Annotated in this window: 16 protein-coding genes; 6 read left to right on the top strand and 10 right to left on the bottom strand. The window is 75.6% G+C overall.

Annotated elements, in window-relative coordinates:
* Positions 1 to 9: 9 nt before the first annotated feature.
* The 6 genes from AC5WAM_RS07860 to AC5WAM_RS07835 are packed head-to-tail and all read right to left on the bottom strand — an operon-like array spanning position 10 to position 13,280.
* Positions 10 to 8,100 (bottom strand): aminotransferase class I/II-fold pyridoxal phosphate-dependent enzyme, encoded by an 8,091-nt coding sequence (locus AC5WAM_RS07860; protein WP_495522099.1) that lies wholly within the window; start codon positions 8,098 to 8,100, stop codon positions 10 to 12.
* A 22-nt stretch (positions 8,101 to 8,122) separates the two neighbouring features.
* Positions 8,123 to 9,784 carry an amino acid adenylation domain-containing protein gene (locus AC5WAM_RS07855; RefSeq protein WP_495522098.1) on the bottom strand — a complete coding sequence of 554 codons (1,662 nt, stop codon included), beginning with the start codon at positions 9,782 to 9,784 and terminating at the stop codon, positions 8,123 to 8,125.
* Between the two features lie 5 nt (positions 9,785 to 9,789).
* Positions 9,790 to 11,649 carry an aminotransferase class I/II-fold pyridoxal phosphate-dependent enzyme gene (locus tag AC5WAM_RS07850; RefSeq protein WP_495522097.1) on the bottom strand — a complete coding sequence of 620 codons (1,860 nt, stop codon included), beginning with the start codon at positions 11,647 to 11,649 and terminating at the stop codon, positions 9,790 to 9,792.
* Positions 11,646 to 11,918, bottom strand: a complete 273-nt coding sequence (locus AC5WAM_RS07845; protein WP_366793262.1) for an acyl carrier protein — start codon at positions 11,916 to 11,918, stop codon at positions 11,646 to 11,648. Before AC5WAM_RS07845 ends, AC5WAM_RS07850 begins: the two co-directional genes overlap by 4 nt.
* Positions 11,919 to 11,925: 7 nt before the next feature.
* Positions 11,926 to 12,192 carry an acyl carrier protein gene (locus AC5WAM_RS07840; RefSeq protein ID WP_366793263.1) on the bottom strand — a complete coding sequence of 89 codons (267 nt, stop codon included), beginning with the start codon at positions 12,190 to 12,192 and terminating at the stop codon, positions 11,926 to 11,928.
* Between the two features lie 56 nt (positions 12,193 to 12,248).
* The gene (locus tag AC5WAM_RS07835; RefSeq protein WP_366793264.1) at positions 12,249 to 13,280 is read right to left on the bottom strand and encodes a beta-ketoacyl-ACP synthase III; all 1,032 of its coding nucleotides are present in this window, start codon (positions 13,278 to 13,280) and stop codon (positions 12,249 to 12,251) included.
* 2 nt (positions 13,281 to 13,282) lie between these two features.
* On the opposite strand from AC5WAM_RS07835, the gene AC5WAM_RS07830 reads away from it, so the two are divergent.
* The 6 genes from AC5WAM_RS07830 to AC5WAM_RS07805 all read left to right on the top strand — a co-directional run bounded on the left by AC5WAM_RS07830 (position 13,283) and on the right by AC5WAM_RS07805 (position 18,834).
* Complete coding sequence (locus tag AC5WAM_RS07830; RefSeq protein WP_495522096.1) at positions 13,283 to 13,447, top strand: hypothetical protein; 165 nt, start codon at positions 13,283 to 13,285, stop codon at positions 13,445 to 13,447.
* Between the two features lie 383 nt (positions 13,448 to 13,830).
* The gene (locus AC5WAM_RS07825) at positions 13,831 to 15,039 is read left to right on the top strand and encodes a beta-ketoacyl-[acyl-carrier-protein] synthase family protein (RefSeq protein WP_366793294.1); all 1,209 of its coding nucleotides are present in this window, start codon (positions 13,831 to 13,833) and stop codon (positions 15,037 to 15,039) included.
* 67 nt (positions 15,040 to 15,106) lie between these two features.
* Positions 15,107 to 15,526 (top strand): DUF6041 domain-containing protein, encoded by a 420-nt coding sequence (locus AC5WAM_RS07820; RefSeq protein ID WP_495522095.1) that lies wholly within the window; start codon positions 15,107 to 15,109, stop codon positions 15,524 to 15,526.
* A 9-nt stretch (positions 15,527 to 15,535) separates the two neighbouring features.
* On the top strand, positions 15,536 to 16,444 hold the full coding sequence (locus AC5WAM_RS07815) for a DUF6206 family protein (RefSeq protein ID WP_495522094.1): 909 nt from the start codon (positions 15,536 to 15,538) through the stop codon (positions 16,442 to 16,444).
* Between the two features lie 47 nt (positions 16,445 to 16,491).
* Positions 16,492 to 17,724 carry a nitroreductase family protein gene (locus AC5WAM_RS07810; RefSeq protein WP_495522093.1) on the top strand — a complete coding sequence of 411 codons (1,233 nt, stop codon included), beginning with the start codon at positions 16,492 to 16,494 and terminating at the stop codon, positions 17,722 to 17,724.
* A gap of 435 nt (positions 17,725 to 18,159) precedes the next feature.
* Positions 18,160 to 18,834 carry a response regulator transcription factor gene (locus AC5WAM_RS07805; protein ID WP_495522092.1) on the top strand — a complete coding sequence of 225 codons (675 nt, stop codon included), beginning with the start codon at positions 18,160 to 18,162 and terminating at the stop codon, positions 18,832 to 18,834.
* A 120-nt stretch (positions 18,835 to 18,954) separates the two neighbouring features.
* Here AC5WAM_RS07805 and AC5WAM_RS07800 read toward each other — a convergent pair whose 3' ends face one another.
* The 4 genes from AC5WAM_RS07800 to AC5WAM_RS07785 all read right to left on the bottom strand — a co-directional run bounded on the left by AC5WAM_RS07800 (position 18,955) and on the right by AC5WAM_RS07785 (position 24,361).
* A complete protein-coding gene (locus AC5WAM_RS07800) occupies positions 18,955 to 19,275 on the bottom strand; it encodes a RedY/HapK family protein (protein ID WP_366793271.1) in 321 nt (106 codons plus the stop codon).
* Between the two features lie 154 nt (positions 19,276 to 19,429).
* On the bottom strand, positions 19,430 to 20,605 hold the full coding sequence (redW, locus tag AC5WAM_RS07795; RefSeq protein ID WP_495522091.1) for an L-prolyl-[peptidyl-carrier protein] dehydrogenase: 1,176 nt from the start codon (positions 20,603 to 20,605) through the stop codon (positions 19,430 to 19,432).
* Positions 20,602 to 23,382 (bottom strand): polyketide synthase, encoded by a 2,781-nt coding sequence (locus AC5WAM_RS07790; protein ID WP_495522090.1) that lies wholly within the window; start codon positions 23,380 to 23,382, stop codon positions 20,602 to 20,604. Before AC5WAM_RS07790 ends, redW begins: the two co-directional genes overlap by 4 nt.
* 193 nt (positions 23,383 to 23,575) lie before the next feature.
* The gene (locus tag AC5WAM_RS07785; RefSeq protein ID WP_366793274.1) at positions 23,576 to 24,361 is read right to left on the bottom strand and encodes an AfsR/SARP family transcriptional regulator; all 786 of its coding nucleotides are present in this window, start codon (positions 24,359 to 24,361) and stop codon (positions 23,576 to 23,578) included.
* Between the last annotated feature and the right edge of the window lie 243 nt (positions 24,362 to 24,604).

Genomic DNA, 24,604 nt, shown 5'->3' with positions numbered 1-24,604 from the left:
CAGCGGTGGTCAACGGGTGACGTGGGCGCGGCCCTCGGGCGAGTCGAGCCAGGCGAGCGTGAGCCGCACGCCCTCCTCGAAGCCCACCTCGCTCTTGAAGCCGAAGTCGTCGCGGGCGCGGTCGATGGCGTACGACTGGTCGCGGTCGAAGAGGTGCACCGCGTGCCGGGTGAGCACCGGCCGCGCCTTCAGCCGCAGCGCCCCGTACACCCCCTCCGACAGGGCCGCGACGCCCCGCGCCACCGGCGCGGGCAGGCTCAGCGCGGGCGGCTTGACGCCGAGGCCGCGCGCGAGGGCCTCGATGTAGGCGCGCCACGTGGTGCGGTCGGGGTCGCGCAGGTTGTACGTCCGCCCCGCGGCGGCGTCGGCGGCGCAGGCGGCGATCATCGCGTCGGCGGCGTTGCCCACGTACAACAGGCCCGCCGGGACGTCGCCGCCGCGGATGTAGACCATCTGGCGGCTCAGGAGCAGCGTCGCGATCTCCACGACGAAGTCCTTGCTGCGCGGCCCGTACACGCTGACCGGCCGTACCACGGTCAGCGGCAGCAGGGCGCGCGCCGCGGCCTCGCGCACGGCCTGCTCGCCGAGCAGCTTGCTGCGGTTGTACGGCAGGCCGATGTCGCGCGGCGGCGTGCTCTCGTCGCCGGGCCGCACCGGGTAGCCGTACACGTCGGTGGTGCTGACGTGCAGGAACCGCTCGACGGTGCCCGCGTGCGCGGCGGCCTCCACGAGGTTGCGGCTGCCGTCGACGTTGACCCGTTGGAAGTGCGCCCACGGCCCCCAGTCCGCCGACAGGCCCGTGCAGTTGTAGACGTGCCGGACCCCGGCGGCCGCGCGGCGCAGGCTGTCCGGGTCGGTGAGGTCGCCGGTGACCACCTCGACCGACTCGGCGTCCGCGTCGGCGAACCCGGAGCGGTCGCTGCCCTCGCGGACCAGGGCCCGGACCCGGTGGCCGCGCTCGACGAGGCGGCGCGTGAGGTGCCCGCCGATGAATCCGCTCGCTCCGGCGACGAGCACGTCGGGGGGTGCGGCCGGGCCCGGCGCGGCCGGGCTCCCGACAGCGGGGGACGCCGCCGGAGAGGCCGGTTCCGACGACGTCCCCGATGCCGCTCCCGCACCGGTGCGGGAGGTCTTCTGAGGGTGCTGCTGCTCTGCCATGGCTCGTCCCAACAGGTCGAGGGCGCGGTCGAGTTCGCCTTGGGTGTGGTCGGCGTTGATGAAGAAGCGCAGACGGCAGGCGTCGCGCGGGACGGCCGGATGGCCGATCGGCATGACGTTCACGCCGAGGCGGAGCAGCGCGTTGGAGAGCGCCATGGTCTCCTCCCAGCCGCCGATGACGACCGGCACCACCGCCGAGGCGCGCGACACGCCGATGTCGAGGCCGCGGGCGCGCGCCGAGTCCCGGAAGTGCTCGGCGAGCCCCCGCAGGCGGGCCACGCGCTCCGGCTCGGCCCGGATGACGCGGATCGCCTCCAGGGCGGCGGCCGTGCTGGCGGGCGAGATGCCGGTGCTGAAGATGTGCAGCGGGGCCGTGAACTTCAGGTACTCCACCAGCGGGTGCCGCGCCGCCACATAGCCGCCGAGGCTGCCGATCGCCTTGCTGAGGGTGCCCATCCACAGGTCGACGTCGGCGCGGTCCACGCCGAAGTACTCGCCGATGCCCCGGCCGGTGCGGCCGAGCACGCCGATCGAGTGGGCCTCGTCGACCATCAGGAGGGCGCCGTGCCGCCGCTTGACGTCGATGAACTTCGGCAGGTCCGGCAGGTCGCCGTCCTGGCTGTAGGCACCTTCGACCAGGACCAGGGCGCGCCGGGCCCGGCCGCGCGCCGCGCCGAGCGCGCGGTCCAGGGCGCGCCAGTCGTTGTGCGGGAAGGGCCTGCGCCGCGCGCCGGACAGGACGCTGCCGCGCACCGCGCTGTCGTGGATCCACTCGTCGTGCAGGATCAGGTCCTCGGGGCCGAGGAGGTGCCCGATCGTCGCCACGTTCGTGGCGTGCCCGCCCGCGAAGACGACGGCCGCCTCGGTGCCGAGGAACGAGGCGATCTCGGCGTCGAGCGCGTGGTGCAGCGGCGTCTCGCCGAACAGCAGCGGCGTCGCCGAGCACGACGTGCCGTAGCGGTCGACGGCGGCCTTCGCGGCGGCGCGGACGCGCGGATGGTGGGACAGGGCGAGGTAGTTGAAGGCGGAGAAGTTCAGGACGGACTCGCCGTGCACGCGCGCCCGGCCGCCGTTGAACCCCTCGTGCGTACGGCCGTACGGGTTCGCCCCGTCGGCCGTGGCCTGCCGCAGTCTGCCCTGGAGTTCGGCGTACTCGGGCCACTCCTCGAAGACGCGCTCCTGGCGGACGGGTGCGGGGGCGGGGGCTTCGTCGGGCACGGCTTCTTCGGGTACGCCCTCCTCGGGCACGGCCGGGTCGGGAGCGGCCTGGGCGGCGGGGGCGAGCGGCTGGGCGGCGGGCCCCGGCGCGGCGGGCGTCGGCGCGGCCCCGTCGAGCAGGTCCACCAGCTGGCCGACGGTCGGGTCGTCGGGGAGCCGCTCGCGGTTGCCGTTGAGCCGGTCGGGGAACCGCCGCGCGAGCGCGCGCTCCAGCTCCTGGCGCATCAGCGAGTCGAAGCCGAGGTCCGTGCCGAGCCGCGCGTCACTGGGGATCCGGCGGGCGTCGTACCCGCAGACGCGGGCCACGTGCGCGACGACCTCGTGCCGGGTGGAGGACGGGGCGTGCGGGAGGGACGGTGCGCGCCGGGGTGTGGGGAGGGGAGCTGTCTCCGCTCCGGGCGCGGCTGCCGTCGCCGAGCGGGATGGCGGCACCGGCTCGGGCGTCGGCACCGGCTCGGGCGTCGCGGTCCCGGATGCTTCGGACGCTTCGGATGCCTTGGACGCTTCGGTCGCTTCGGTCGCGTCGGGTGTCGAGGGTGCCCCGGGCGCGGCCACCGGTGGCGTGAACCAGTACGGCTCCCGCTCCAGGACCGCGTGCGGCACCGGCACCCGGGGCCCGCGGTAGCCCTCGTCGAGCGCCGCCCAGTCCACCGCGCCGCCCGCGCAGTGCAGTCGGCCGAGGGACTGGAGCAGGGTCTCCCAGTCGCCCGAGGCCGAGCCCGAGGCCGGTTCCGAAGCTGGGCCCGAAGCCGAATCCGAAGCCGAGCCCGTCGCCGTCCCGGAGGCGGGGCGGCGCAGCGACGGCAGCCACAGCGGGGGCCGCTCGGCGTCGGCGGGGGCCGCGGGCGCCGTGGCCCGGGCCAGGCCGAGCAGCGCCGGATGCGGGCCGACCTCCACGAAGGCGGTGCAGCCGAGGCCGCGCAGCGTCGCGCAGCCGTCGGCGAACCGCACGGTGCCCAGGAGGTGTTCCACCAGGGCGTCGGCGTCGACCCGCCCCACGAGCCGGCCGGTGGCGTCCGACACCCAGGGGATGGCGGGCTCGGCGAACCGCACCGCCCGCGCGGCCGTCCGCAGCGGCTCCGCGGCGCCCGCCATCAGCGGCGAGTGGAAGGCGTGCGACACGGCGAGCGGCCTGACCGTGACCGACCGCTCCCGCAGGGCCGCGCCCGCCCGCTCGATCTGCTCGCGATCGCCGGAAAGAACCAGGTGGGTGGGGGAGTTGACGGCGGCCACCGCCACGGAGCCCAGGCCGTCGGCCACCGCCCGGACCGTGTCCGCGTCCCCGACACAGGCGATCATCGCGCCGTCCCCGGGCTGCTCGGCCATCAGGCGTCCGCGCACCGCGGCGAGCATGAGGGCGTCCTCGAAGGAGAGCGCGCCGGACACGCAGGCGGCGGCGTACGCGCCGACGCTGTGCCCGAGGACGGCGGCGGGCCGCACGCCGACCGACATCCACAGCTCGGCGAGCGCCACCTCCAGGGCCACCAGGGCGGGCTGGCAGTACCGTGTGGACCGCAGCCGCTCGGCCGGGTCCACGACGGCGTCGCAGGTGACGTCCGAGGCGGTCCCCCGGGCCATGCCCGTGGCCGAGGCGATCCCCGAGGCCGTGCCCGTGGCGGTGTCCGGGGCCACCCCCGAGGCGGCCTCCGCGGCGGTGTCGAACAGCAACTCCTGGAGCGGCACGCCCAGTTCGGGCCGCAGCACGCGGTCCGCGCGGTCGATGGCGCGGGCGAAGGCGGCGTGCGTGTCGTAGAGGCCCCTGCCCATGCCCGGGTACTGCGTGCCCTGCCCGGTGAACAGGAACGCGACCTTGGGTGCCGGGCCGTGCGGGGCCGTCCCGCGCACCACGCCCCGCGCCGCCTCGCCCCGCGCCAGGGCGTCGAGGCCGGAGTCGAGGGCCGCGGCGGAGCCGCCGAGGACGACCGCGCGGTGCGCGAGCTGTGCGCGGCCGGTGTGCGCCGCCCGGCACAGGTCGCCCACCGGTGTGTCGGGGTGGGCGGCGAGATGGGTGCGCCACGCCCGGGCCAGCGCCGTCAGGGCGCTCGGCGTGTGGCCGGACAGACACAGGGCGTGCACCGGCCGCGCGGGCGGCGTCCGCACGGCCGGGGCGGGCTCGGGCGGCGACTCCAGGACGACGTGCGCGTTCGCGCCGCCGAACCCGAAGGAGCTGACCGCGGCCCGCACCGGACCCCGGGCCGCGAGGGGCGTCCGGCGCGTCGGCACGTGCAGCCCCGCCCCCGCCCGGTCCAGGTGCCGGTTCGGCGTGCGCAGGTGCAGCGTCGGCGGCACCTCGCGGTCGCGCACCACGAGCACCGCCTTGATCAGGCCCGCGATGCCCGCGGCCGCCTCCAGGTGCCCGATGTTGGTCTTCACCGAGCCGACCAGGCAGCGCGCGCCGTCCGGGCGGCCCATGCCGTACGCGCCCGCGAGGCCCTCCCACTCCACGGGGTCGCCGAGCGGGGTGCCGGTGCCGTGCGCCTCGACGTAGTCGACCTCCTTGCCGCTCAGCCCGGCGCGGGCCAGGGCCTGTTCGATCACCGCGCGCTGCGCCGAGCCCCTGGGCGCGGTCAGGCCGTTGCTGCGGCCGCCGTGCCCGGTCGCCGAGCCCTTGATCACCGCGTACACGCGGTCGCCGTCCGCGAGGGCGGCGGACAGCGGTTTGAGCAGCACCAGGCCCGCGCCCTCGCCGCGCACGTAGCCGTCCGCCGCGTCGTCGAAGGTGCGGCAGCGGCCGTCGGCGGCGAGCATGCCGCCGTCCGCGAACGCCACCGAGAGGCCGGGCGTGAGCATCAGGTTCACGCCGCCCGCGAGCGCCAGGGAGCACTCGCCCCTGCGCAGGCTGTCGCAGGCCAGGTGCACCGCCGTCAGGGACGACGAGCACGCGGTGTCCAGGGCGAGGCTCGGGCCGCGCAGATCGAGGACGTACGACAGGCGGTTGGCGGCGACGGCGTGCGCGTTGCCGGTGGCGCCGTGCACGTCGACGGTGTCCAGGCGGCCCATCTGGAGCTCGCTGTAGTCGTGGCTGCTGAGGCCCGCGAACACGCCGGTGGCGCTGCCCGCGAGGGACGTCGGGTCCAGGCCCGCGTCCTCCAGGGTCTGCCAGGCCACTTCGAGCAGGAGCCGCTGCTGGGGGTCCATGCGGACCGCCTCGCGCGCCGACACGCCGAAGAAGCGCGCGTCGAACTCCGCCACGCCGTCCAGGAACCCGCCGAACCCCGGCGCGGCGACCCGCTCGGCGTCCCAGCGGTCCCGCGGCACCTCGGTGACGGCGTCCCGGCCGTCGCGCAGGAGCCGCCCGAAGCTGTCCGGGTCGGGGGCGCCGGGGAAGCGGCAGCCGATGCCGACGACCGCCACGGGCTCGTGCGCGGCCCGGTCCTCGGGCGTGCCGCCGTCGACCGCGGCCGTGGCCCGGGTGGCCGCGAGGTGGGCCGCGATCGCGCGGATCGTCGGATGGTCGAAGACCACGGACGCGGGGATCTCCCGGCCGGTGCGCGCGCCGAGCTCGGCGAGGACGGCCACGGCCTGCCGGGAGTCCAGGCCGAGCGAGGCGAGGGGCCGCGTGGGGTCCACCGCGCCCGCCGCGAGCCCGAGACGCTCGGCGACCCGCGCGGTCAGCCACGCCTCGACCGCGTCGGACGCCCAGGCCTCGTCCGGGCGCGCCGCGTCCGCGAGCAGCTCGACGAGCGTGCCGACCCGGGGCCGGGCGAGCAGCTCCCCGACGGGCAGCACGGTGTCGTACCGCGCCTCCAAGGCCCGTACGGCGTCGAGGAGTCGGAGGTAGTCGAGCCCCGCCTCGGCGAACCCGCGCTCCGTGGCGCCGGACGTGTCGGCGCCGTGGCCGTGCAGGACCTCCAGGACGTGCTGGACCGTCCGCGGCCCGCGGGGCCGTGGCGTCCCGGCACGCCTTTCCCCGTGCTCCTTCGGGCGCGCCTCGCGAGCCACGCTCGCCGCCACGACCTTCAGGCCGAGCCCGAGGAAGTCCCGCCGGCACGCCTGCCGCTGGATCTTCCCGCTGGTGGTCTTGGGCACGGTCGACCGCTTGAGCAGCAGCACCGCGTGCGGCGCGACCTCGTGCTCCTCGGCGATCGCGGTGCGCAGCCGGGCGAGCAGCCCCGGCGCGTCCGCGGCGCGCCTGCCGTCGATCTCGTACGCGACCACGAGCTGCTCGGCGCCGTCGACCTCCACGGCGAACGCGGCGCCGCAGCCCGCGCGGATCGCCGGGTCGGCCCGCTCCACGGTGAGTTCGACGTCGTGCGGGTAGTGGTTGCGGCCCTGCACGATGACCACGTCCTTGGTGCGGCCGACCACGTGCAGCTGCCCGGCGGACGTGAAGCCGAGGTCGCCGGTGCGCAGATACGGCGTGTCGCCCTCGTCCGCGAGGCGCGCCCGGAACGTCTCCTCGGTCGCCTCCGGGCGCCGCCAGTAGCCCCGGGCCACGCTGCCGCCCGCGATCCAGATCTCGCCGACGGTGCCGTCGGTCGTGATCCGGCGCCGCGTCGCGGCGTCCACGACCGCCACGTCCAGTCCGTCGACGGCGGGGCCGCACCCGACGACCCGGGTGACGCGGCCGCCGTCCGCGGGGACGGCGGTGCCCGCGCCGAGCGCCGCCGCGTCGAACGTGCCGACGGCGGGCGGCTCGTGGGCGCGCACGCCGGTCACCATCAACGTGGCCTCGGCGAGCCCGTAGCAGGGCAGCAGCGCGGCGCGCCGGAACCCGCACGGCGCGAACCGCTCGGCGAAGCGGTCGAGGGTGTCGGCGCGCACCGGCTCCGCCCCGTTCAGGGCAAGGCGCCAGTGGCTCAGGTCGAGCCCGGCGCGCTCCTCGTCGGTGACGCGGCGGACGCACGCCTCGAAGCCGAAGTTGGGGGCGACGCTGGTGGACGCCCGGGTGTCGGAGAGCGTCCGCAGCCAGAGCAGCGGCTTGCGCACGAAGGACATCGGCGCCATCAGATGCGCGGGGAAGCCGCCGTACAGCGGCGACAGGATGCCGCCGATCAGGCCCATGTCGTGGTACGGCGGCAGCCAGGACACCATCGCCGAGTGCTCGTCGTGCTCCAGCCTGCGGTGGATGGCGTCGAGGTTGTGAAGGAGATTGCCGTGGCTGACCATCACGCCCTTGGGCGCGGACGTCGACCCGGAGGTGTACTGGAGGAACGCCAGCGAGTCACTGCCGAGTCCGGGCTCGCGCCAGTCGTCCGCGCCGGGCGCCCCGCCGGTGCCGTCCGCCGTGCCGGGCCCGCCCGTGGCCAGCCAGCGCAGCCCGCCGAGCCCGAGTCCGGCCAGCTCGGCCCTGCGCTCGTCCGCGAGGCGCGCGAGGTCGCCCGTGGTCAGCGCGTGCGTGGCCCGCGCATCCCGCGCGATGGCCGCGAGCCGGGCCGTGGTCTGGCCGAAGCGGCGCGTGTCCGGGGGATAGGCGGGCACGGCGTAGGCCCCCGCGTACAGACAGCCGAGGAACCCCGCGAGATAGCCGAGGCCGGGCGGGTGGAGCAGCAGCACCGGCGCGCCGGTGAGGCCCTCGGCCTGGAGCAGGGCGGCGACGCGGCGGGCACGCAGGTCGAGTTCGCGGTACGTCCACGCCGTCGCGGTGGCGTCGGCGCCCTCGACGAAGCGGTAGGCGAGCGCGTCCGGCCGGCGGGCGGCGTGGTCGCGCACCAGCGCCACCAGGTGCCGGGGCGCCCGTGCCGCGCCGCCGTGCCGGGGAGTCTCGGTCGGGCCTTGGGTCATGTACGTCTCCGTCGGTCGCCGGTCAGGTGCCGGGCTCGGCCCGCCGGGCGGGGGCGGGCGCGGGCGTGGCGCCGCCCAGGCGGTGGTAGTCGGTCTTGCCGTTGGCGTTGCGCGGCAGCTCGTCGAGACAGGTGGCGGTGCGCGGCAGCATGTAGCGGGGCAGGTGCTCGGCGCAGTGCCGCTTCAGCTCGATGAGGCCGGGACGCGGGGTGTCGCCGGTGAGCGTGAAGTACAGGGCGACACCGGTCTCGCCGGCGCGGGTCTCGGCGACGACGGCGGCCTGGGCGACGCCGGGGTGGCGCAGCACCGCGGCCTCGATCTCGCCCAGCTCCACGCGGTAGCCGGCGAGCTTGACCATGCGGTCCTTGCGGCCGCGGTAGACGAGGCTCGCGCCGTCGTAGCTGACCAGGTCGCCGGTGGCGTGGCGGCCCCCGCGGTGCTCGGCGGCGGCGGGCTCGGACTCGCGGCGCCAGTAGCCGGGCGTGACGCAGTCGCCCTCGACGATCAGTTCGCCGACCGCGTCCGGGCCGGTCACGGGGTGCCCGTCGGCGTCGACGACGGACACCGCAGCGCCGGGCAGCGGGGTGCCGATGGGCACGGGCTCCTGCCGGGACAGATCGCCCGGGCGCACGCGGTGGCGGGTGCAGACGTTCGTCTCCGTCGGCCCGTACAGGTTGTAGAGCACGGCCTCGCCGGGCAACAGCGCGGCAAGGGCCCGCAGTTGGGCGATGGGGAACACCTCGCCCGCGAACAGGACGTACCGCAGGCTCCGTACGGTCTCCGGGGTGAGCGCGCCCGACACCGTGAGGAGGTGCAGGACCGACGGCACCGAGTACCACACGGTGACGCCGTGCTCGCGGATGCCCGCCGCGAGCGCGCCCACGTCACGGGTCTGCCCGTCCGGCACGATCCACACGGCCGCGCCCACGGACAGGGCCGTGAACAGGTCGAACGTGGACAGGTCGAAGTTGAACGAGGCGTGGCCCGCGAAGACGTCCCCGGGGCCGACGGCCAGCTCCTCGCGGGCCCAGCGGATGAAGGCCGCCAGGTTCCGGTAGCTGATCCGCACCCCCTTGGGCGTGCCGGTCGAGCCGGAGGTGTAGAGGAGCGCGGCGAGGTCGTCGCGCTCCAGCGGCGGCAGCAGCACGACGTGCCCGGCGGCGGACGCGGTGAAGGCGGCCCAGGTGTGTGCGGAGCCCTCGCCCGCCCCTTCCGCCAGAGTGTCCTCCTCCTCGTCGGCGAGGACGATCACCCGTACCGAGGACGGAAGCCGGCCCTCGCCCAGGGCGGCCAGGCGGCGGCGGTCCGTGAAGAGGGCCACCGGCTCGGCGTCCGCGAGGATCGTCGCCACGCGGGCCACCGGCTGCCCGCCGTCGAGCGGCACGTACGCGCAGCCCGCGTGCAGCGCGCCGAGGATGGCCTCCGCGTAGCGCGGCTGTTTGTCCAGCCAGATCGCCACCCGGTCGCCGACCGCCGCGCCGAGGCCGAGCAGGCCCGAGGCGACGGCCGCGACGTGCGCCGCGAACGCGCCGTAGGTACGCGGCCGGGCGCCCACGAAGGCGGGCCGCGCGGCCCGCTCGGCGTCCAGCGGCCACGGCTTGCGGATCAGGGCGACGTCACCGAGCGCGCCGTCGCCCCTCGGCGGGGGCTCGGCGGTGTGCGCGGCCCGGGTCCCGGTCGGCATCGCGCTCACCCCGCCGACGGCAGCACGCCGACCTCGCGGGCGGCCTCGACGAAGATGTCCGCCGCGGCCCGGAGGTCCTCGCGCGTGTGCTCGCAGGTGACGCTGATCCGCAGCCGGGCGTCGCCGAGCGGCACCCCGGGGAAGACCACCGTCTGGCAGAACAGGCCGCGCGCCCGCACCGCGCGGCCCATCTCCATGGCCGTGCGCTCGTCGCCGATGACCAGCGGCAGGATCGCGCTCCCGGTGTTCTCCAGGTCGAAGCCCGCCTCGACGAGCCGCCGGTGCAGAAAGCGGATGTTGGACCACAGCAGCTCCACGCGCCCCGGCTCGGCCTCGATGACGTCGAGCGCGGCGATGAGCCCGGCGGCGACGCCCGCGGGGATGTTGGCGGCGAACACGTAGGAGTGGGAGTAGTACCGCAGGTACTCGATGACCTCGTGCTCACCGACGACGAAGCCGCCCATGCCCGCGAGGGCCTTGCTCATCGTGCCGAGCTCCAGGTCGACCTCGCCCTTGAGGCCGAAGTGCTCGGCGGTGCCGGTGCCGCGCGCGCCGAGCACGCCCGTCGCGTGCGCGTCGTCGACCATGACGCGGGCGCCGTACTCCTGGCCCAGACGCACGATCTGCGGCAGGTCACAGATGTCGCCGTGCATGCTGAACACGCCGTCGGCGACGATGAGCGCGCCGCCCGAGCGGTCGTCGCGCCGCTTGAGGATGCGCTCCAGGTCCGCCATGTCGTTGTGCTGGTAGATCTTGCGGACACCGCCGGAGAGCCGGGCGCCGTCGACGATGCTCATGTGGTTGAGCTTGTCGACGACCAGCGTGTCGTAGCTCTTCACCAGCGCCGAGATGGCGCCGAGGTTCGCGGCGTACCCGCCGGGATAGACGATGCACGCCGGGCGGCCCTTGAACGCGGCGAGGCGTCGCTCCAGCTCCTTGTGGAGCATGTTCGTGCCGCCGATGAAGCGCGATCCGGTGTGGGTCGCGCCGAAGGTGCGGGTGGCGTCGCACACCGCCTCGACGACCTGCGGGTGGTTGGCGAGCCCCAGGTAGTTGTTGGAGGCGAACATCAGGAACTCGCGCTTGCGCCCGGTGAGTTCGTCCAGGATGAGCGCCCGGTTGCCGCAGCGGGAGTGCAGCGGCATCCCGTACCAGTAGAGCTGCTCGGCCTCGCGGCCGCGCAGGTAGGAGCGGAAGCTGCGGGCCTTGGCGAACAGGTCGGGGTCGCGCTCCTCCACGAAGTCCTTCATGGAGCGCTCGTCCCACTGGGGAGAACGTTCGTCACGGTCGCCGGTCCGTTCGCCGCCCGCCGCCTGTTCGCCGCCCGCCCCCGCCGCCTCTTCGTGGGCCGCCGCCGCGCCGTCGAGGAAGGGCCGCAGCTCGGCGATCAGGGCGCGCAGCGAGGGCGCCGTGACCGTGCCCGCCAGGTGGTCGGGCAGGCCCAGGTCGCGGGCGCTGTCCGCGACGACGGACGCGAGCACCACCGAGTCGATGCCCAGCTCGCCCTCGAAGTCGGCGTCCAGGGGCAGCTGTTCCCGGCTGTACTGGGTGTGGCGCATGGCGGCGCCCACGACGGCCTCGGTGAGCGGGTCGCCGGTGGCGTCGGCCGGGGGCGGCGCGGCGGGCGGCGCCGCGCCCGCGAGCGCCTCCTCGACGGCCTGCACGAGCTCCCGGATGGTCGCGAGCCCGGTGGGCAGCTCCGCGGCGAGGGCGAAGCGCTCCCGCACCGCCGCGAGGATCGACTCGAAGAGGACGGAGTCGATGCCGAGTTCGGCCTCGAAGTGGCTCTCGGGCAGCAGGTACGACGGGTCGTACAACGTCCGCGAGGCCACGATGTCCACGATCTGCCGGTGCACGCCGCTCATCGCACGGCCTCCCCCTCGGGCCTGGCCGTCTCCCGCAGCCGGTCGACGAGTGCGGCGATCGCGTCGACGGTACGGAAGTTCGCCGGGGAGATCTCCCGCAGCGGCACGGTGATGCGGAAGTCGGTCTGGAGGTAGTGCACGAGCTCGAAGATCCCGGCCGAGTCGATGATGTTCAGCTCGGCGATGGGGAGCTGCGCGTCGAGCCCCTCGGCGTCGCCGTCGAGCCAGACGTCGGCGATGTAGTTGATGATCGACTGCTGGGTGCTCATGGCCGTCCTAGGCTCGCTCTGCGGTGGTCGCCGACGCCGCGGGGGCGCTCGCGCGCGCGATCAGACCGGCGACCGCGGCGATCGTGTCGCCCGGCGACGCCGCGTCCTCCGCGATGTCGGCCTTGAACTCGGACTGGATCACCAGGAGCAGCTCGACCAGGAACAGCGAGTCCATGTCGAGGTCCTCGAACTTGGTGTCGGGACCGATCTCCGCGCGGTCCACCTCGAAACGGTCGACCAGGAGGTCGACCAGCCTGTCGTACGTCGCGCTCATGCGGTTCTCCCTCTGTGTTCACGTGCCCGGGCCGTGCGTGCGCGGGCCCCGGGCCGTCAGGCGCGGTCGAGCCGCGGCCAGGTCAGTACCGTCGAGCCCCAGGTGAGCCCGCCGCCGAAGGCGGTCAGCAGGACCCGTCCGCCCGCCGTCAGGGCGCCGTCCGCGTGCGCCTGGTCCAGGGCCAGCGGAATGGAGGCGGCGGCCGTGTTGCCGACCTCGGCGATGTTGCTGAAGCAGCGCTGCCGGGGGATGCCGACCTCGTCGGCCACGTGGTTGGTGATGCGCAGGTTGGCCTGGTGGCCGACCAGGTGGTCCACGTCCTCGGGCCGCAGTCCGGCCCGGTCGAGGACGGCGCGCGCGGACGCGGACATCCGCCGCACCGCGTGCCGGAACACCTCCTTGCCGTCCATCGCGAAGTAGTGCTCGCGCGCCGCGGGCGCCACCCCGGACAGGCGCTGGCGCGAGCCGCCCGCGGGCACCGTGATCAGGTCCTCGCGGCCGCCGTCGCTGCCCAGGTCGAAGGGGCCGAGCGCGCCCGGCTCCGCGGCCTCGCCCGCGCGCAGGAGCACCGCGCCCGCGCCGTCGCCGAAGATGACGGCCGTGGACCGGTCGGCCGGGTCGAGCAGTGTGGAGAACGTCTCCGCGCCGATCACCAGGACCCGGTCGGCCGCGCCCGCCGCGATCAGGCCCGCCGCGCTCGCCAGGGCGTAGACGAAGCCCGTGCAGACCGCCGACACGTCGAAGGCGGCGACCCCGGTCAGGCCGAGCCGCGCCGCCACCACCGGCGCCGTCGCCGGACACGGCCGGTCCGGGGTGGTGGTGGCGAGCAGCACGGCGTCGGCGTCGGGGTGCCCCGAGGACTTGAGGGCCTTGGCGCCCGCGCCGACCGCGAGGTCGGAGGTGGCGGTGCCGGCCGGGGCGAAGTAGCGCTGCCGGATGCCCGTGCGCGAGCGGATCCACGCGTCCGAGCTGTCGAGGCGCTCGGCGAGCTCGTCGTTCGTGACGGCGGTCGGCGGCAGACAGCCGCCCACTCCGGCGAGGACCGCGGCCCGGTGCGGCGGCGGGTGGCTCGGTGGCGGTGCGGTCACGCGTGCTCCTCGGTCTCGTCTGGTACGCCCACGGCGGGGACGGCTCGTCCGGTACGCCCACGGCGGGACGGCTCGTCCGGTGCGCCGACGGCAGGACGCTGAAGCTGACGTCGAGTCTCGCGGGGCGGGCTGACGGGGCGGGGCCACCCGTGCTGACGGCCCGCTGACCGCTCGCTGATCGGCCCCGCCCGGGGCGCGCCGCCGCGGTCGCGTGCCCGCGCGGTCAGCGGCCCGTCAGCGCCGTACGCGGTCCCCGGTCAGCCACGGCCCGCAGACTCGACCCCAAGCGACCGAGAGGTGGGGCGCATCCGATGGGCACCACGCACGCAGGACCGGCCATCCGGCCCGACGGACAGGACGGACACGACGGGGCCGACGGGTACGACAGGGCCCACGAGTACGAGGCCGCCGGGGTGCCGCGGTGACGGCGGCCGCGCGCGGGGAGGGCGGCCCCGCACCGGCCGGGCCCGCGCGCCCGCTGCCCGGCGCCCCCGTCGAGCACCCCACCCCGCGTCTCGCCACCGGCGCCGCGGCCCCCGAGGGCGACGCCGTGGTGGTGACCGGGGTGGGGCTCGTCACCGCCGCCGGGATCGGGACGGCCGCCACCTGGGCGGGGGTGTGCGCGGGCGAGTCCGCGGCGGCCCGCGACCCGGCGCTCGCGGGCCTGCCCGTCGACATCTCCTGCACCGTGCCCGGGTTCTCGCCCCGGCGCCACGTGGGCAGGCGCAGCGCCCTGACACAGGACCGGTTCAGCCAGCTGTCCGTCGCGGCGGCGCGCGAGGCCGTCGCGGACAGCGGGCTCTCCCCGGCGACCTGGGACGGCGCCCGCGTGGGGGTCGTCGTCGGCTGCGGCCTCGGCGGCGTCGCCACCTGGGAGGCACAGCACCGGCGCCTCCTCGACGACGGGCCCAAGGCCGTGTCGGCGCTGCTCGTCCCCATGCTCGTACCGAACATGGCGGCCGGGCACCTGGCGATGGACCTGCGGGCCACCGGGCCCAACTTCGTCACCGCGACGGCCTGCGCGTCCGGCGCCACCGCGATCGGCACCGCGCTCCAGCTGCTGCGCGACGGCAGCTGCGACGTGGTGGTCGCCGGGGGCGGCGAGGCCGGGGTGTCCCCGCTGATGGTGACGGGCTTCGCGCAGATGGGCGCCCTGTCCCGGCGCGTCGGCGAACCCGCGGCCGCCTCCCGTCCCTTCGACCGGGACCGGGACGGCTTCGTCATCGGCGAGGGCAGCGGCATGCTCGTCCTGGAGCGCGCCGCCGACGCCCGCGCGCGCGGCGCGGCCGTGCGGGCCCGCCTCGCCGGGTACGGCGCCTCGGCCGACGCGTACCACCTGACCGCCCCCGACCCGCAGGGCACCGGCGTCCTGCTCGCCCTGCGCACGGCCCTCGCGCGCGCGGGCGTGATGCCCGACGAGGTCGACCACGTCAACGCGCACGGCACGTCCACGCCCCTGAACGACGCCGCCGAGGCCGCCGTGCTGCGCAAGTTCCTCGGCACGGGCCCCGCCGTCACCTCCGCCAAGGGCGTCCTCGGCCACACCCTCGGCGCGGCCGGGGCGATCGAGGCCGTGCTCACCGTCCTCGCCGTGCAGCACGGCACGGTCCCGCCGACCGCCAACCTCCGCCACCAGGACCCCGACATCGACCTGGACGTCGTCACCGGCGCCCCGCGCGAGCGCCCCGTCCAGGTCGCCGTCAGCAACTCCTTCGGCTTCGGCGGCCAGAACGCGGTCCTGGTGGTGACGGCGGCATGAGCCCGGCCGCCCGCGAAGGCCGGAAAGGGGCGGGCCGTCCGGCCGCGGCCGGAGGAGACTCACCCTCGTGTCCGGCCGGAACCTGCTGCTCCAGCGCCTCCTCGGCGTCCTCTACGTCCTCGCGGGACTCGCCAAGTTCGTCCCGGGGATCGAGTCGGTCGAAGACCGCCTCGACGCCGCCGCCGACGCCAACGAAGGACTCGCCGTCCTCGGGCCGCTCAGCGACCGCCTCGCCGCGCACCCGACCGCCGTCGCCGCCCTCGTCGGCGTGGCGATGGCCGCGAGCGGCGCCGTCCTCGTGGCCGACCGCGACCGGCACCTGGTCGTCGCGGCCCTGTGGGCCCAACTGGCGCTCCTGGCCTGCTTCGTGGCGGTCCTCGTCACCAGCGTCCCGCAGATCCTTCTCTTCGACGCCGCCTTCGTCGCCGCGGGCGCGCGGCTCCTCCTGGTCCACGCGCGCGTCCACACCCGCAGGACACCCGAGTGAGGGCACCCCATGACCCTTCGGCACCCCCCGGCCTTCCCGCTGCCGCACGCCGGGCTCGACGACCTGGAGCGGCGGGTCCGGCACGCGCTGCGCACCGCCGACGACAGCGCGCTCGACGTGCTCGGCCACGGCGAGGTCACCCTCGTGCTGCGGCTGCGCACCGACGCGGGCTCCTTCGCCTGCAAGCGCCTGCCCGCCTTCCCCGACCGGGCCCGCTTCGACCGCTACCGGGAGGGCCTCGACGCGTATCTGCGCCGCCTCGCCGACCGAGGGCTCACCGTCGCGCCCACCGAGGTGTGGCACACCCCCGGCCCCGGCGGACGGATCGTCGCGTACTGCGTCCAGCGCGAACTGCCGCCCGAGCGGCTGTGCTCCCGCCTGCTGCACACCGAGGACGAGGCCTGGGCGAAGAACTTCTTCGCCCGCTTCCTCGACCGCGTCGACGCCGCCGTCGGCCCCACCACGGGCCTGGACGCGCAGGCCTCCAACTGGATCGACACCGACGGCGAACTGACCTACCTGGACGTCACCACGCCCCTCATGCGCGACGCGCGGGGGCGCGAGGAGCTCGACGTACGCCTGTTCTTCACCTCGCTGCCGTGGATCCTGCGCGACGCCGTCCGCCTGGCCATGGCCAAGTCGATCTTCGACAAGTTCTACGAGACCCGCGGGGTGCTCCTGGACTTCCTCGGCAACCTCCACAAGGAACGCCTGGGCGCGCTCGTCCCCGCCTTCCTGGAGCAGGCCAACGCCCGTCTGGCCACGCCGCTCACCGCCGACGAGGTCGCCGCCTACTACCGCGACGACGCCCGCATGTGGGAGCTGATCCAGCGGCTGCGCCGCGCCGACCGGTTCTGGCACCGCAAGGTCCGGCGCCGGACGTACCCGTTCCTGCTGCCGCCGCCCGTGGACCGCTGACCCTCGCCGCCGAGGAGACCTGGGGAGACCCGAGGAGTGCGACACCCATGACCGCTGACCGGACCCGAGCGCCCCGCACGGCCGCCCACGCCGCGCCCGCACAGCCGGGCTTCGAGGCCGCCCTCGACGAGGCCGTGCGCGTCGCCGCGCTCAGCCCCTCCTCCCACAACTGCCAGCCCTGGGGCGTGGCCTGGGCCAGAGGGGGCGACGCCCGCGCCGCCGCCGCACGGGCCGCGGGCGGTTCGGCGACGGCCGACGGCCAGTACCTCGTCCTCGCCCTGGACCGCGAGCGCCGGCTGCGCGCGCTGCCCGCCCTGCACGTGGAGATGCTGGTCAGCTGTGGCGCGTACGCACAGCTCCTGCTCCGGGCCCTCGGCGCGCGGGGGTGGGCCGTGGACGTCCTGCGGTACGCGCCCGGCACCCTGGCGGGTCCCCTGGCCGCCGACTGGCCGTGGGCGCGGCCGGGCCCCGCCGCCTGGCCGCGGACCTGGGCGCCGCTGTGCGTGGCCAGGCTGCGCCACGAGGCCGGGGGAGCGGCCGAGGACCCGCGGGCCCTGCGGGCCGCCGCCGCGGCGCGGCGCACCCACCGCGCCCCCTACCGCCGCGAGCCCGTCGCGCCCGAGGTCCTGGACCGCCTGGCGGCGCCGACGGGCACCGCCGTCGCCCGGGACGCGGACGTCGCCGTGCGCCATCTGACGTCGGACGCCGAGCGCGCCGCACTCGCCGCCTTCGTGGCCCGGCACGCGGGGCGGGACTTCAGCCACGGTCCCGCCTGGCGCGAGACGCACTCCTACCTGCGGTCCAGCGCCGCCGACGCGGCCGCGCACGGGGACGGCTTCACGCTCGAGGAGCTGTTCGGGCCGCTGCCCCGGCCGCACGAGCGGGCGCGGCGGCTCGCGCTCGCGCCCACGACGATGCGCCTGCTGCGGCACGTCGGCTACCCCGGTCTGCTCGCCCGGCAGCTCGCGCGCCTCGTGCGCCCCACGCCCGCCCTCACCGTCCTGAGCCTCGCCGGTACGCGGCCGCCGACGCTCGCGGACGGCGTCAAGGGCGGCGCACGAGTGGCCGATTACTGGCTGGCCGCCACCGGCGCCGGACTCGCCTTGCACCCCATCAGCGCCGTCCTTCAGCACGACGACCTGCGGCGCGCCCTGGAGGATCAGTTCCGCATTCCGGGACAGGCGATATTCCTCAGCAGGCTGGGCCGCCCCACCACGGGTGTATCGGCCTTCCCGCGCTCGCACCGCCGCCCCGCACACGCGCCCCTGCGGACGATCTGAGTTTTCCCCCGCGAGGTTTCGAGCCATTTTCATGCTTCTTCCAATAAAGCTCCCACGGATGCCAGTTGCGCGCACATACTGTTGCAGTGCGGACGGAATATTCCGCGTCCACGTGCCTGCACCGATTCCGGAGAGGAGACGCGGCGGCCCGGGGTGAAGCGCACCATCGAAGAGCAGCCGGGTCCGATAGCGCGCAGCAGCGACGAGGGGTACCCGAAGGCACATGGTCGTGTCATTCAAAAGGGGGCGGCGAGATGGGCTACTGCTGCAGGGGGCACCTGCCGGACGCGGGCACGAGGCCGGTGCGGCCGGCCCGCGCGGGCGTGATGCCGTGACATGTGACGCCGTGACACGTGACACCGCGACGAGGGGTGCGGCCCGGCCCGCCCGGCGCCGCGGCCCGCGCCCGGACGAGATGCGGTGAGGCGGCGAGGCATGAAGATCCGCGTCCTGGTGTGCTGCGATGAGTCGATCATGTCCGCCGCGATGCGCGCGCTGCTCGACCAGCAGCCCGACATCGAGGTCATGGGCTTCACCACCGGCCGTGAATCCGCCGCGGCCGTCGCCGAACTGGCGCCCCACGTCATGATCGTGGTGGCTCCCGCGCTCGGCCTCGAGGACAAGGGCGAGCTGGCGGAGCTGGCCGCCCTGACCAAGATCATATTGATCACCAAGGCCGAGTCCGCGCACCGCTCCGTCGAGGCCCTGTGCATCGGCGTACGCGCGGTCCTCGCCCCGGACTCCTCGGCGGACGACCTGATCCACGTGCTGCGGACGGTCAGCGCGGGCGCCACGATGGTGATGCCCGCCGCCGCCCGGCGCACCCTGGAGCGCCTGCCGCAGCAGGGGATGTCCCGGCGCTCGGCGCGCATGGCGGCGGACCTCACCCCCCGCGAGTCCGAGGTGATGGTGCTCCTCGCCCAGGGCAAGTCGAACGCCGAGGTCGCCGAGAAGCTCTCGGTGTCCATGGCGACCGTCAGATCCCATGTCCACCACGTGCTCCGAAAGCTGGGTGTCGGCACACGCGCCCAAGCCGTTGCCATCGCTTATGAAACCGGATTGATGGCGGCAATTGGGCGGACCGCTGAATTCCGCGGCCAAGAAGGATGAACGGGCCGGGCGCTCGCGTCCGGAAGCTCCGGATGCGGCCGTCGTGGATCCGGGAGTCGAGCGGTATTCACCGGAGGTTGCTTTTCCGGTTCCCGGATCCCCTGCCACGGGCCCGCTAAATCATTCGGCCCGGTATCCTGCGCCCACCCGTTCCCCGGACCACTCCTCGACCACGGCGGCCATCTTCTCGAAATCGGCGACAAGCCGGCGGAATGGTTCCGATCGCACATCCCGTTCGAACTCCGCCGCGCTGGTCACCTCGATGATCTCGAAGTACTCGACGGCGCCGTCGCCCTCGCCGAAGGCGCGGCGCTGCACGCCGAACGCGCGGACAGCGGGCAGATCCGGACAGGTCGCGTAGTCCACGTCCCGCACCCAGGACTCGAAGCGCTCCGGCGCCACGCCGTCGTGCAGCCGGATGCGGTGAACGATGACCGCCATGGTGAGGCGTCCTCTCTCGACGTCCCGGGACCGGGGTGTCCTGGGAACAGGGTGCTTACGGATCACGGCCCTTGCGGATCAAGGTGTTGGGGGATCACGGTGCTTGGGGATCGCGGTGCTCGGGGTCGGGTGTCCCGGATCGGGGTGTCCCGGCTCAGCGGCGGGTGCCCGCGCGGCGGCCGCCGCCCAGGCCGAGCGCCCGCGCGATGTTGTTCTTCTGGATCTCATTGGTGCCGGAGAAGATGCGCGAGGGCAGCGCGTCCCGCAGCAGCGTCTCCGCCTCCCCGCTCAACACGCCGAGCGCGCCCCGCAGTTGGACGGCGTCCAGGCCGACGCGCACCGCCGCCTCGCTCACCGCGAGCTTCGCGAGCGCGGGCGCCACCTCGTCCTCGCTGCCCCGCGCCAGCCCCCACGCCGCCTTGTACAGCAGGAGCCGCGCCGACTCCACCGCGAGCGTCATGTCGACGACGCGGTGGCTCACCGCCTGGAAGCCGCCGATCGGCACCCCGAACTGCTCGCGCTGACCCGCGTACGCGACGGTGGACTCCAGGACCCGCCGCATCGCGCCGAGGTAGGCCGCGAACAGACAGGTGCGCTCCCACTTCATGGAGCCCGCGAACACGCTGGCGCCCGCGCCCTCGGCGCCGAGCACGGCGCTCGCGGGCACCACGCAGCCGTCCAGGCGCACATCGGCGGTCGGCGAGCCGCACAGGCCCACCTTGTCGTACGGCGGCCCCACCGTGAGACCCGGAGTGTCCGCCTCCACGACGAAGGCGGTGAGGCCGAAGTACCCGCCGCCCGGCGCGGTCGCCGCCTGCACCACGAAGACATCGGCGACCGGCGCGTTCGTCGTGAACGCCTTCGCCCCGTCGAGCACGTACGCGTCGCCGTCGCGCACCGCGCGGGTGCGCAGCGCGAGGGTGTCCGAACCGGCCTCCGGCTCGGTGATGCCGTGCGCCGCGATCCGCTCGCCCGAGCACAGCGCGGGCAGCAGGGCCCGCTTCTGCTCCTCGGTGCCGAACTCGACCACCGGCATCACCGCCGCGAACAGGTGCGCCGCCACGGAGAAGGCGAAGCCCGTGTCCGGGCAGCCGTAGCCGAGTGCCTCCATCACCGCGGCCGCCGCCACCGCGTCGAGGCCGCTGCCCCCGTAGCGCTCCGGTACTACGCTGCCGACCAGGCCCTGCTTGCCCGCGAGCTGCCAGCGCCGCCGGAACTCCGCCGGGTCCGGGGCCCCGGCCGCGGGCGGCGGCCCGCCCAGCTCGCGGCGCGCGAACCGCTCGACGGCCTCGCGCATCTCCTCGGTGTCGTCGTCGAAGGCGAAGTTCATCGCGGTCCGGACCCCTTCTCGTGGCGTGCCTGGTCCTCCTCGACGAGGACGTGGTAGTTGATGCCGCCGGTGCCGAAGGAGCTGACGGCCGCGCGCCGCGGCCTGCCCGGCGGGCGCGGCCACGGCTCGGCCCGGGTGGCGATCTCGGCCGGGATGGCGGCGAGCCCGAGCGCCGGATTCAGCGTGCGCAACAGGGTGTTGGGCGGCAGCGTGCCCGCCCGCAGCGCGAGCAGCGTGCGCAGCAGGCCCGCGCTGCCCGCCGCCGCGAAGGTGTGCCCGAAGAACGACTTCGCCGAGCCGATGCGCAGCGCGCCCGCGCGCGGGCCGCCCGCGTAGAGCCGGGCCGCGGCGGCGATCTCGACCCGGTCGCCCACCTTGGTGCCGGTGCCGTGCGCCTCCAGGTAGTCCACGGTGCAGGGCTCGAAGTCCACCTGGGCGAAGGCGCGCTGCATGGCCCGCACCTGGCCCGCGACGTCCGGGGCGATCAGCGACTTGGCGTCGTTCGACGCGCCGACGGCGCGGATCACCCCGTGCACGGTGTCCCCGTCGCGCCGCGCGTCCTCGTACCGCTTCAGCAGGAAGAGCCCGCAGCCGTCGCCCGGTGTGAACCCGTCGGCGGCCGCGTCGAACGGCGCGTTCCTGCTGTGCGAGAGCAGCCCGAGCGCGGAGCACAGGACCATGTCCCGCGTGGTGCAGGCCAGTTCGACGCCGCCCGCGACGGCGAAGTCGGCGGTGCCCGAGCGCAGCGCGCCCACGGCGACGTCGAGGGCGGCCAGGGAGGACGCGCAGGCCGCCTCCACCGCGAGCGGCACCGCGCCGAGGCCGTACTCGTTGGCCAGCAGCGCGGCCACCCCGCTGGCCAGGCAGCCGTCGAGCAGGGCGGGCGACGGCTCGGCCGCGCCGCCCTCGGCCCGCTCGCGCAGCCGCTCCAGGAGCTTCTTCTTGCGCAGGGCCGACAGCCCGTCGAGCGCGGGCAGGGCCGCGACGGTGTCCTCCAGCCCGGCCAGGAACAGGTCGGTGTGGGCGCGCCGCTCCTTCGTCAGGCCCAGCGTGGTGCCGACGGCGACCACGCCGCGCCCGGTGAGGGCGCGCCGCCCGGCGAACAGCTCCGCCGCGACGTCGAGGGCGAGCCGCTGCGCGCCGTCCATCGCCGCGTACCGCAGCGGCAGGACCGCCAGGTCGTCCGGCGGCTCGTCGGGCACCGGCACGTGTCCGCCCTGGTCGGTGTACGAGTGGGTCAGGCTGAGCGAGCCCGGGCAGTGGTAGAGGTCCCGGTCGAGGACGTGGTCCGGCACCGGCCCGATGCGCGTCCGGCCCGAGCCGACGACCCGCCAGAACGCGGCGGCGTCGGGTGCCCCCGCGAACCGGCCGCCGAGCCCGACCACCGCGACCGGCACCGCCCGCGGCCCGCTCCGGGAACGGGCACGGGGCCCGGCCGCGGCGGGGCCGCGGTGCTCTTCGAGGACGAGATGGCAGAAGGTCCCCGTCAGGGAGGCCCCGTGCACGACGGCCCGGCGCGGGGTCCCGGGGCGCGCGACCCACGCCTCACCCGCCCGCGCCCGCCGGAAGGGCGCCCCCACCGGCTCGGCGTCCTCCACCGGCGACCCCGGGTACCGCCCCTCCCGCAGCCCCCGGGCGACCCGGATCACCGACGCGAGCCCCGCGTGGGCGAAGGCCCGGCCGTCGCCCGAGCCGAGCACCACCGTCCCCGGCGCGCGTGCCGCGTGCAGCCGGGCGAGGGCCTCCTGCTCGGCGGCGGCCTCCCGGGGGACCGAGGAGCCCGCGCGGACGACGTACTGGACGGTGTCGGGCTCCGCGCCCGCGGCCCGCAGCGAGTCGGCGGCCGCCTCCTGCCGCAGCGCGACGGAGTGCGAGTGCCGGAAGGTGCCGGGGCGCGGGTCGTGCCGCAGCGTGCAGTCCAGGACGGTGGCGTAGACGCGGTCCCCGTCGCGTACGGCCGTGGAGAGCCGCTTCAGGAGCACGGCACCGACGCCCTCGGCCACGGGGTGGTCGGATGTCTCGCCGGGACGCGGTGCTGCGCCCGAACGCGGCACGTCGGCCGCTCCCCGTCCTCCGTCCGGCTCCGCCGCGGCCGCGCGACCGCCGCCGGGGCCGTACATCCCCTTCGCCGCGAGCGCCCCGGCGACGAAGGGGCTCTCGCGCCGCTGTCCGGCCAGGACGAGCACCGCGTCCGACGCCTCGGCGCGCAGCTGGTCCACCGCGTGCGCGAGCGCCACGAACGACGTCGCCTCGGCGGACTCCACCGCGAGCGTGCGGCCGCGCAGCTTGAAGGCGGCGGCGATCCGGGCCGGGATGGTGCTCGCCATCTCGCCCACGCGGTCGTGCGGCGAACCGCCGAGGCGCGGCGCGAGCCGCTCGCGCAGCTCGGCGGCGGCCCGCGCGGCCCGGTCCGGCGACGCCCCTGCCGCGCGGGCGGCACGCTCCAACTCGGCCGCGTACCTGGGGAGTTCGATCCGTACGGCGTTGGCGTGCTGGCGGTCGAGGGCGAAGCAGAGGCCCGTGACGACGTCGGTGCGCTCGGCGGGCAGCGGCCGCGCGGGGTGGCCCGCGTCCGCCAGACAGAGCCGGGCGGCCTCCAGCATCAGCAGCTGCATCCGGTTCATGGACCTGGCCTGCATCGGGGGGATGCCGAACCGGGCGACGTCGACCACCACGTCGTCGAGCCCGTCGGGGTCGAGTTCCGCGAGCCCCACGATCGCGAGGGGCTCGCCGGGCCGCGCGGGAGTGGCCCGGCGGGCTTGCCAATCGGACGTCATGTCGCGGCTGCTCCTGCGGTTGTCGGGATGTTGCGGAAGAGCGGGAAGAAATGCGCGGCCGCATACGGGCGATACGGGCGCGCACCGCGTGTCCCAGCGGGGAAGGCCGCGACGGTGTGGCCGCCGTGACGGGTGAGGCGTCAAAGGCGCAAGGGAAAGGGCGGGAATGCGCGCGCGAAGGTACGGCGTGTCTTTATGAGGCGGCGGGGACGGTGGTCAGGGAAAGGGCGGGGTCCTGCGACAGGATTTCCGTGTGGCGGCGCTGGAGCACGATTCCGGGCTGTACGCCCAGTTCCTCGTCGAGCCGCCGGCGCGTGGCGTGGAACAGCTCCAGGGCCTCCGCCTGCCGCCCGGTGCGGTACAGGGCGAGCATGAGGAGCTCGCAGAAGCGTTCGCGCAGCGGGTGCTGGGCGACCAGGCGGCGCAGCTCGGCCACCGCCCGCGAGGCGTCGCCGACGGCGAGGCGGGCGCGGATCAGGTCCTCCCGGACCGTGAGCCGCCGTTCGTCGAAGAGCGCGGCGGCGCCCCGGCAGCGCAGCCCGTCGCCGGCGTCGAGCAGCGCGGGCCCCTGCCACAGGTCGAGCCCGGCCTTGAGCAGCTCGATCGCCCGCTCGGGGCGCGCCTTCAGTGCCGCGGCACCGCGTGAGGCCAGGTCGAGGAAGGTGTTGCCGTCGACGCAGCCCGGCGGCACGTCGAGCAGATAGCCGCCGCGCACCGCGCGCAGCACGGTCGTGCCCCGGAGCCGTTCCTCGTGGCCGTCGAGCACCTTGCGCAGCCGGGTGGCGTGCGCCTGGAGCGCGTTGCGGGTGTTGCCGAGGGGCCGGCCCGCCCACAGTTCGTCCGCGAGGTCCGCGTGCGAGACGGCCCGGCCTGCGTCGAGGGCGAGGACGGCGAGCATCGCCCGCACCTTGTTGGCCTGGATTCCGTGGCGTTTTCCCCCCGTGGCCACGGAAACCGGTCCCAGAACAGTGATGTGCATGTCGTTCCTCCCCCGATGAACAGCGAAAGGTGCAAGGAGACAGCAGAAGGCGCGGACGGGCGGCGAAAGGCGGCACGGCGGAAGAAGGCTCAGGGGCACCACCGGCCCCGCTCCTTTTCGGTCGCGTACGAGTTTCCCAGGGCCGGGAAGGCGGTGCCATCGGCCGCCTGACGGGTTTCCCGGCGGAATGCCGCGTCGAATTTCGGAGTGCCGGATCGGTCATCCGTTGATACGGGCCGGGGC

The sequence above is a fragment of the Streptomyces sp. JLYT201 genome, from assembly GCF_059448825.1.
The sequence above is the reverse complement of the archived record's forward strand: the minus strand, read 5'-3'. Positions and strand labels throughout refer to the sequence as shown.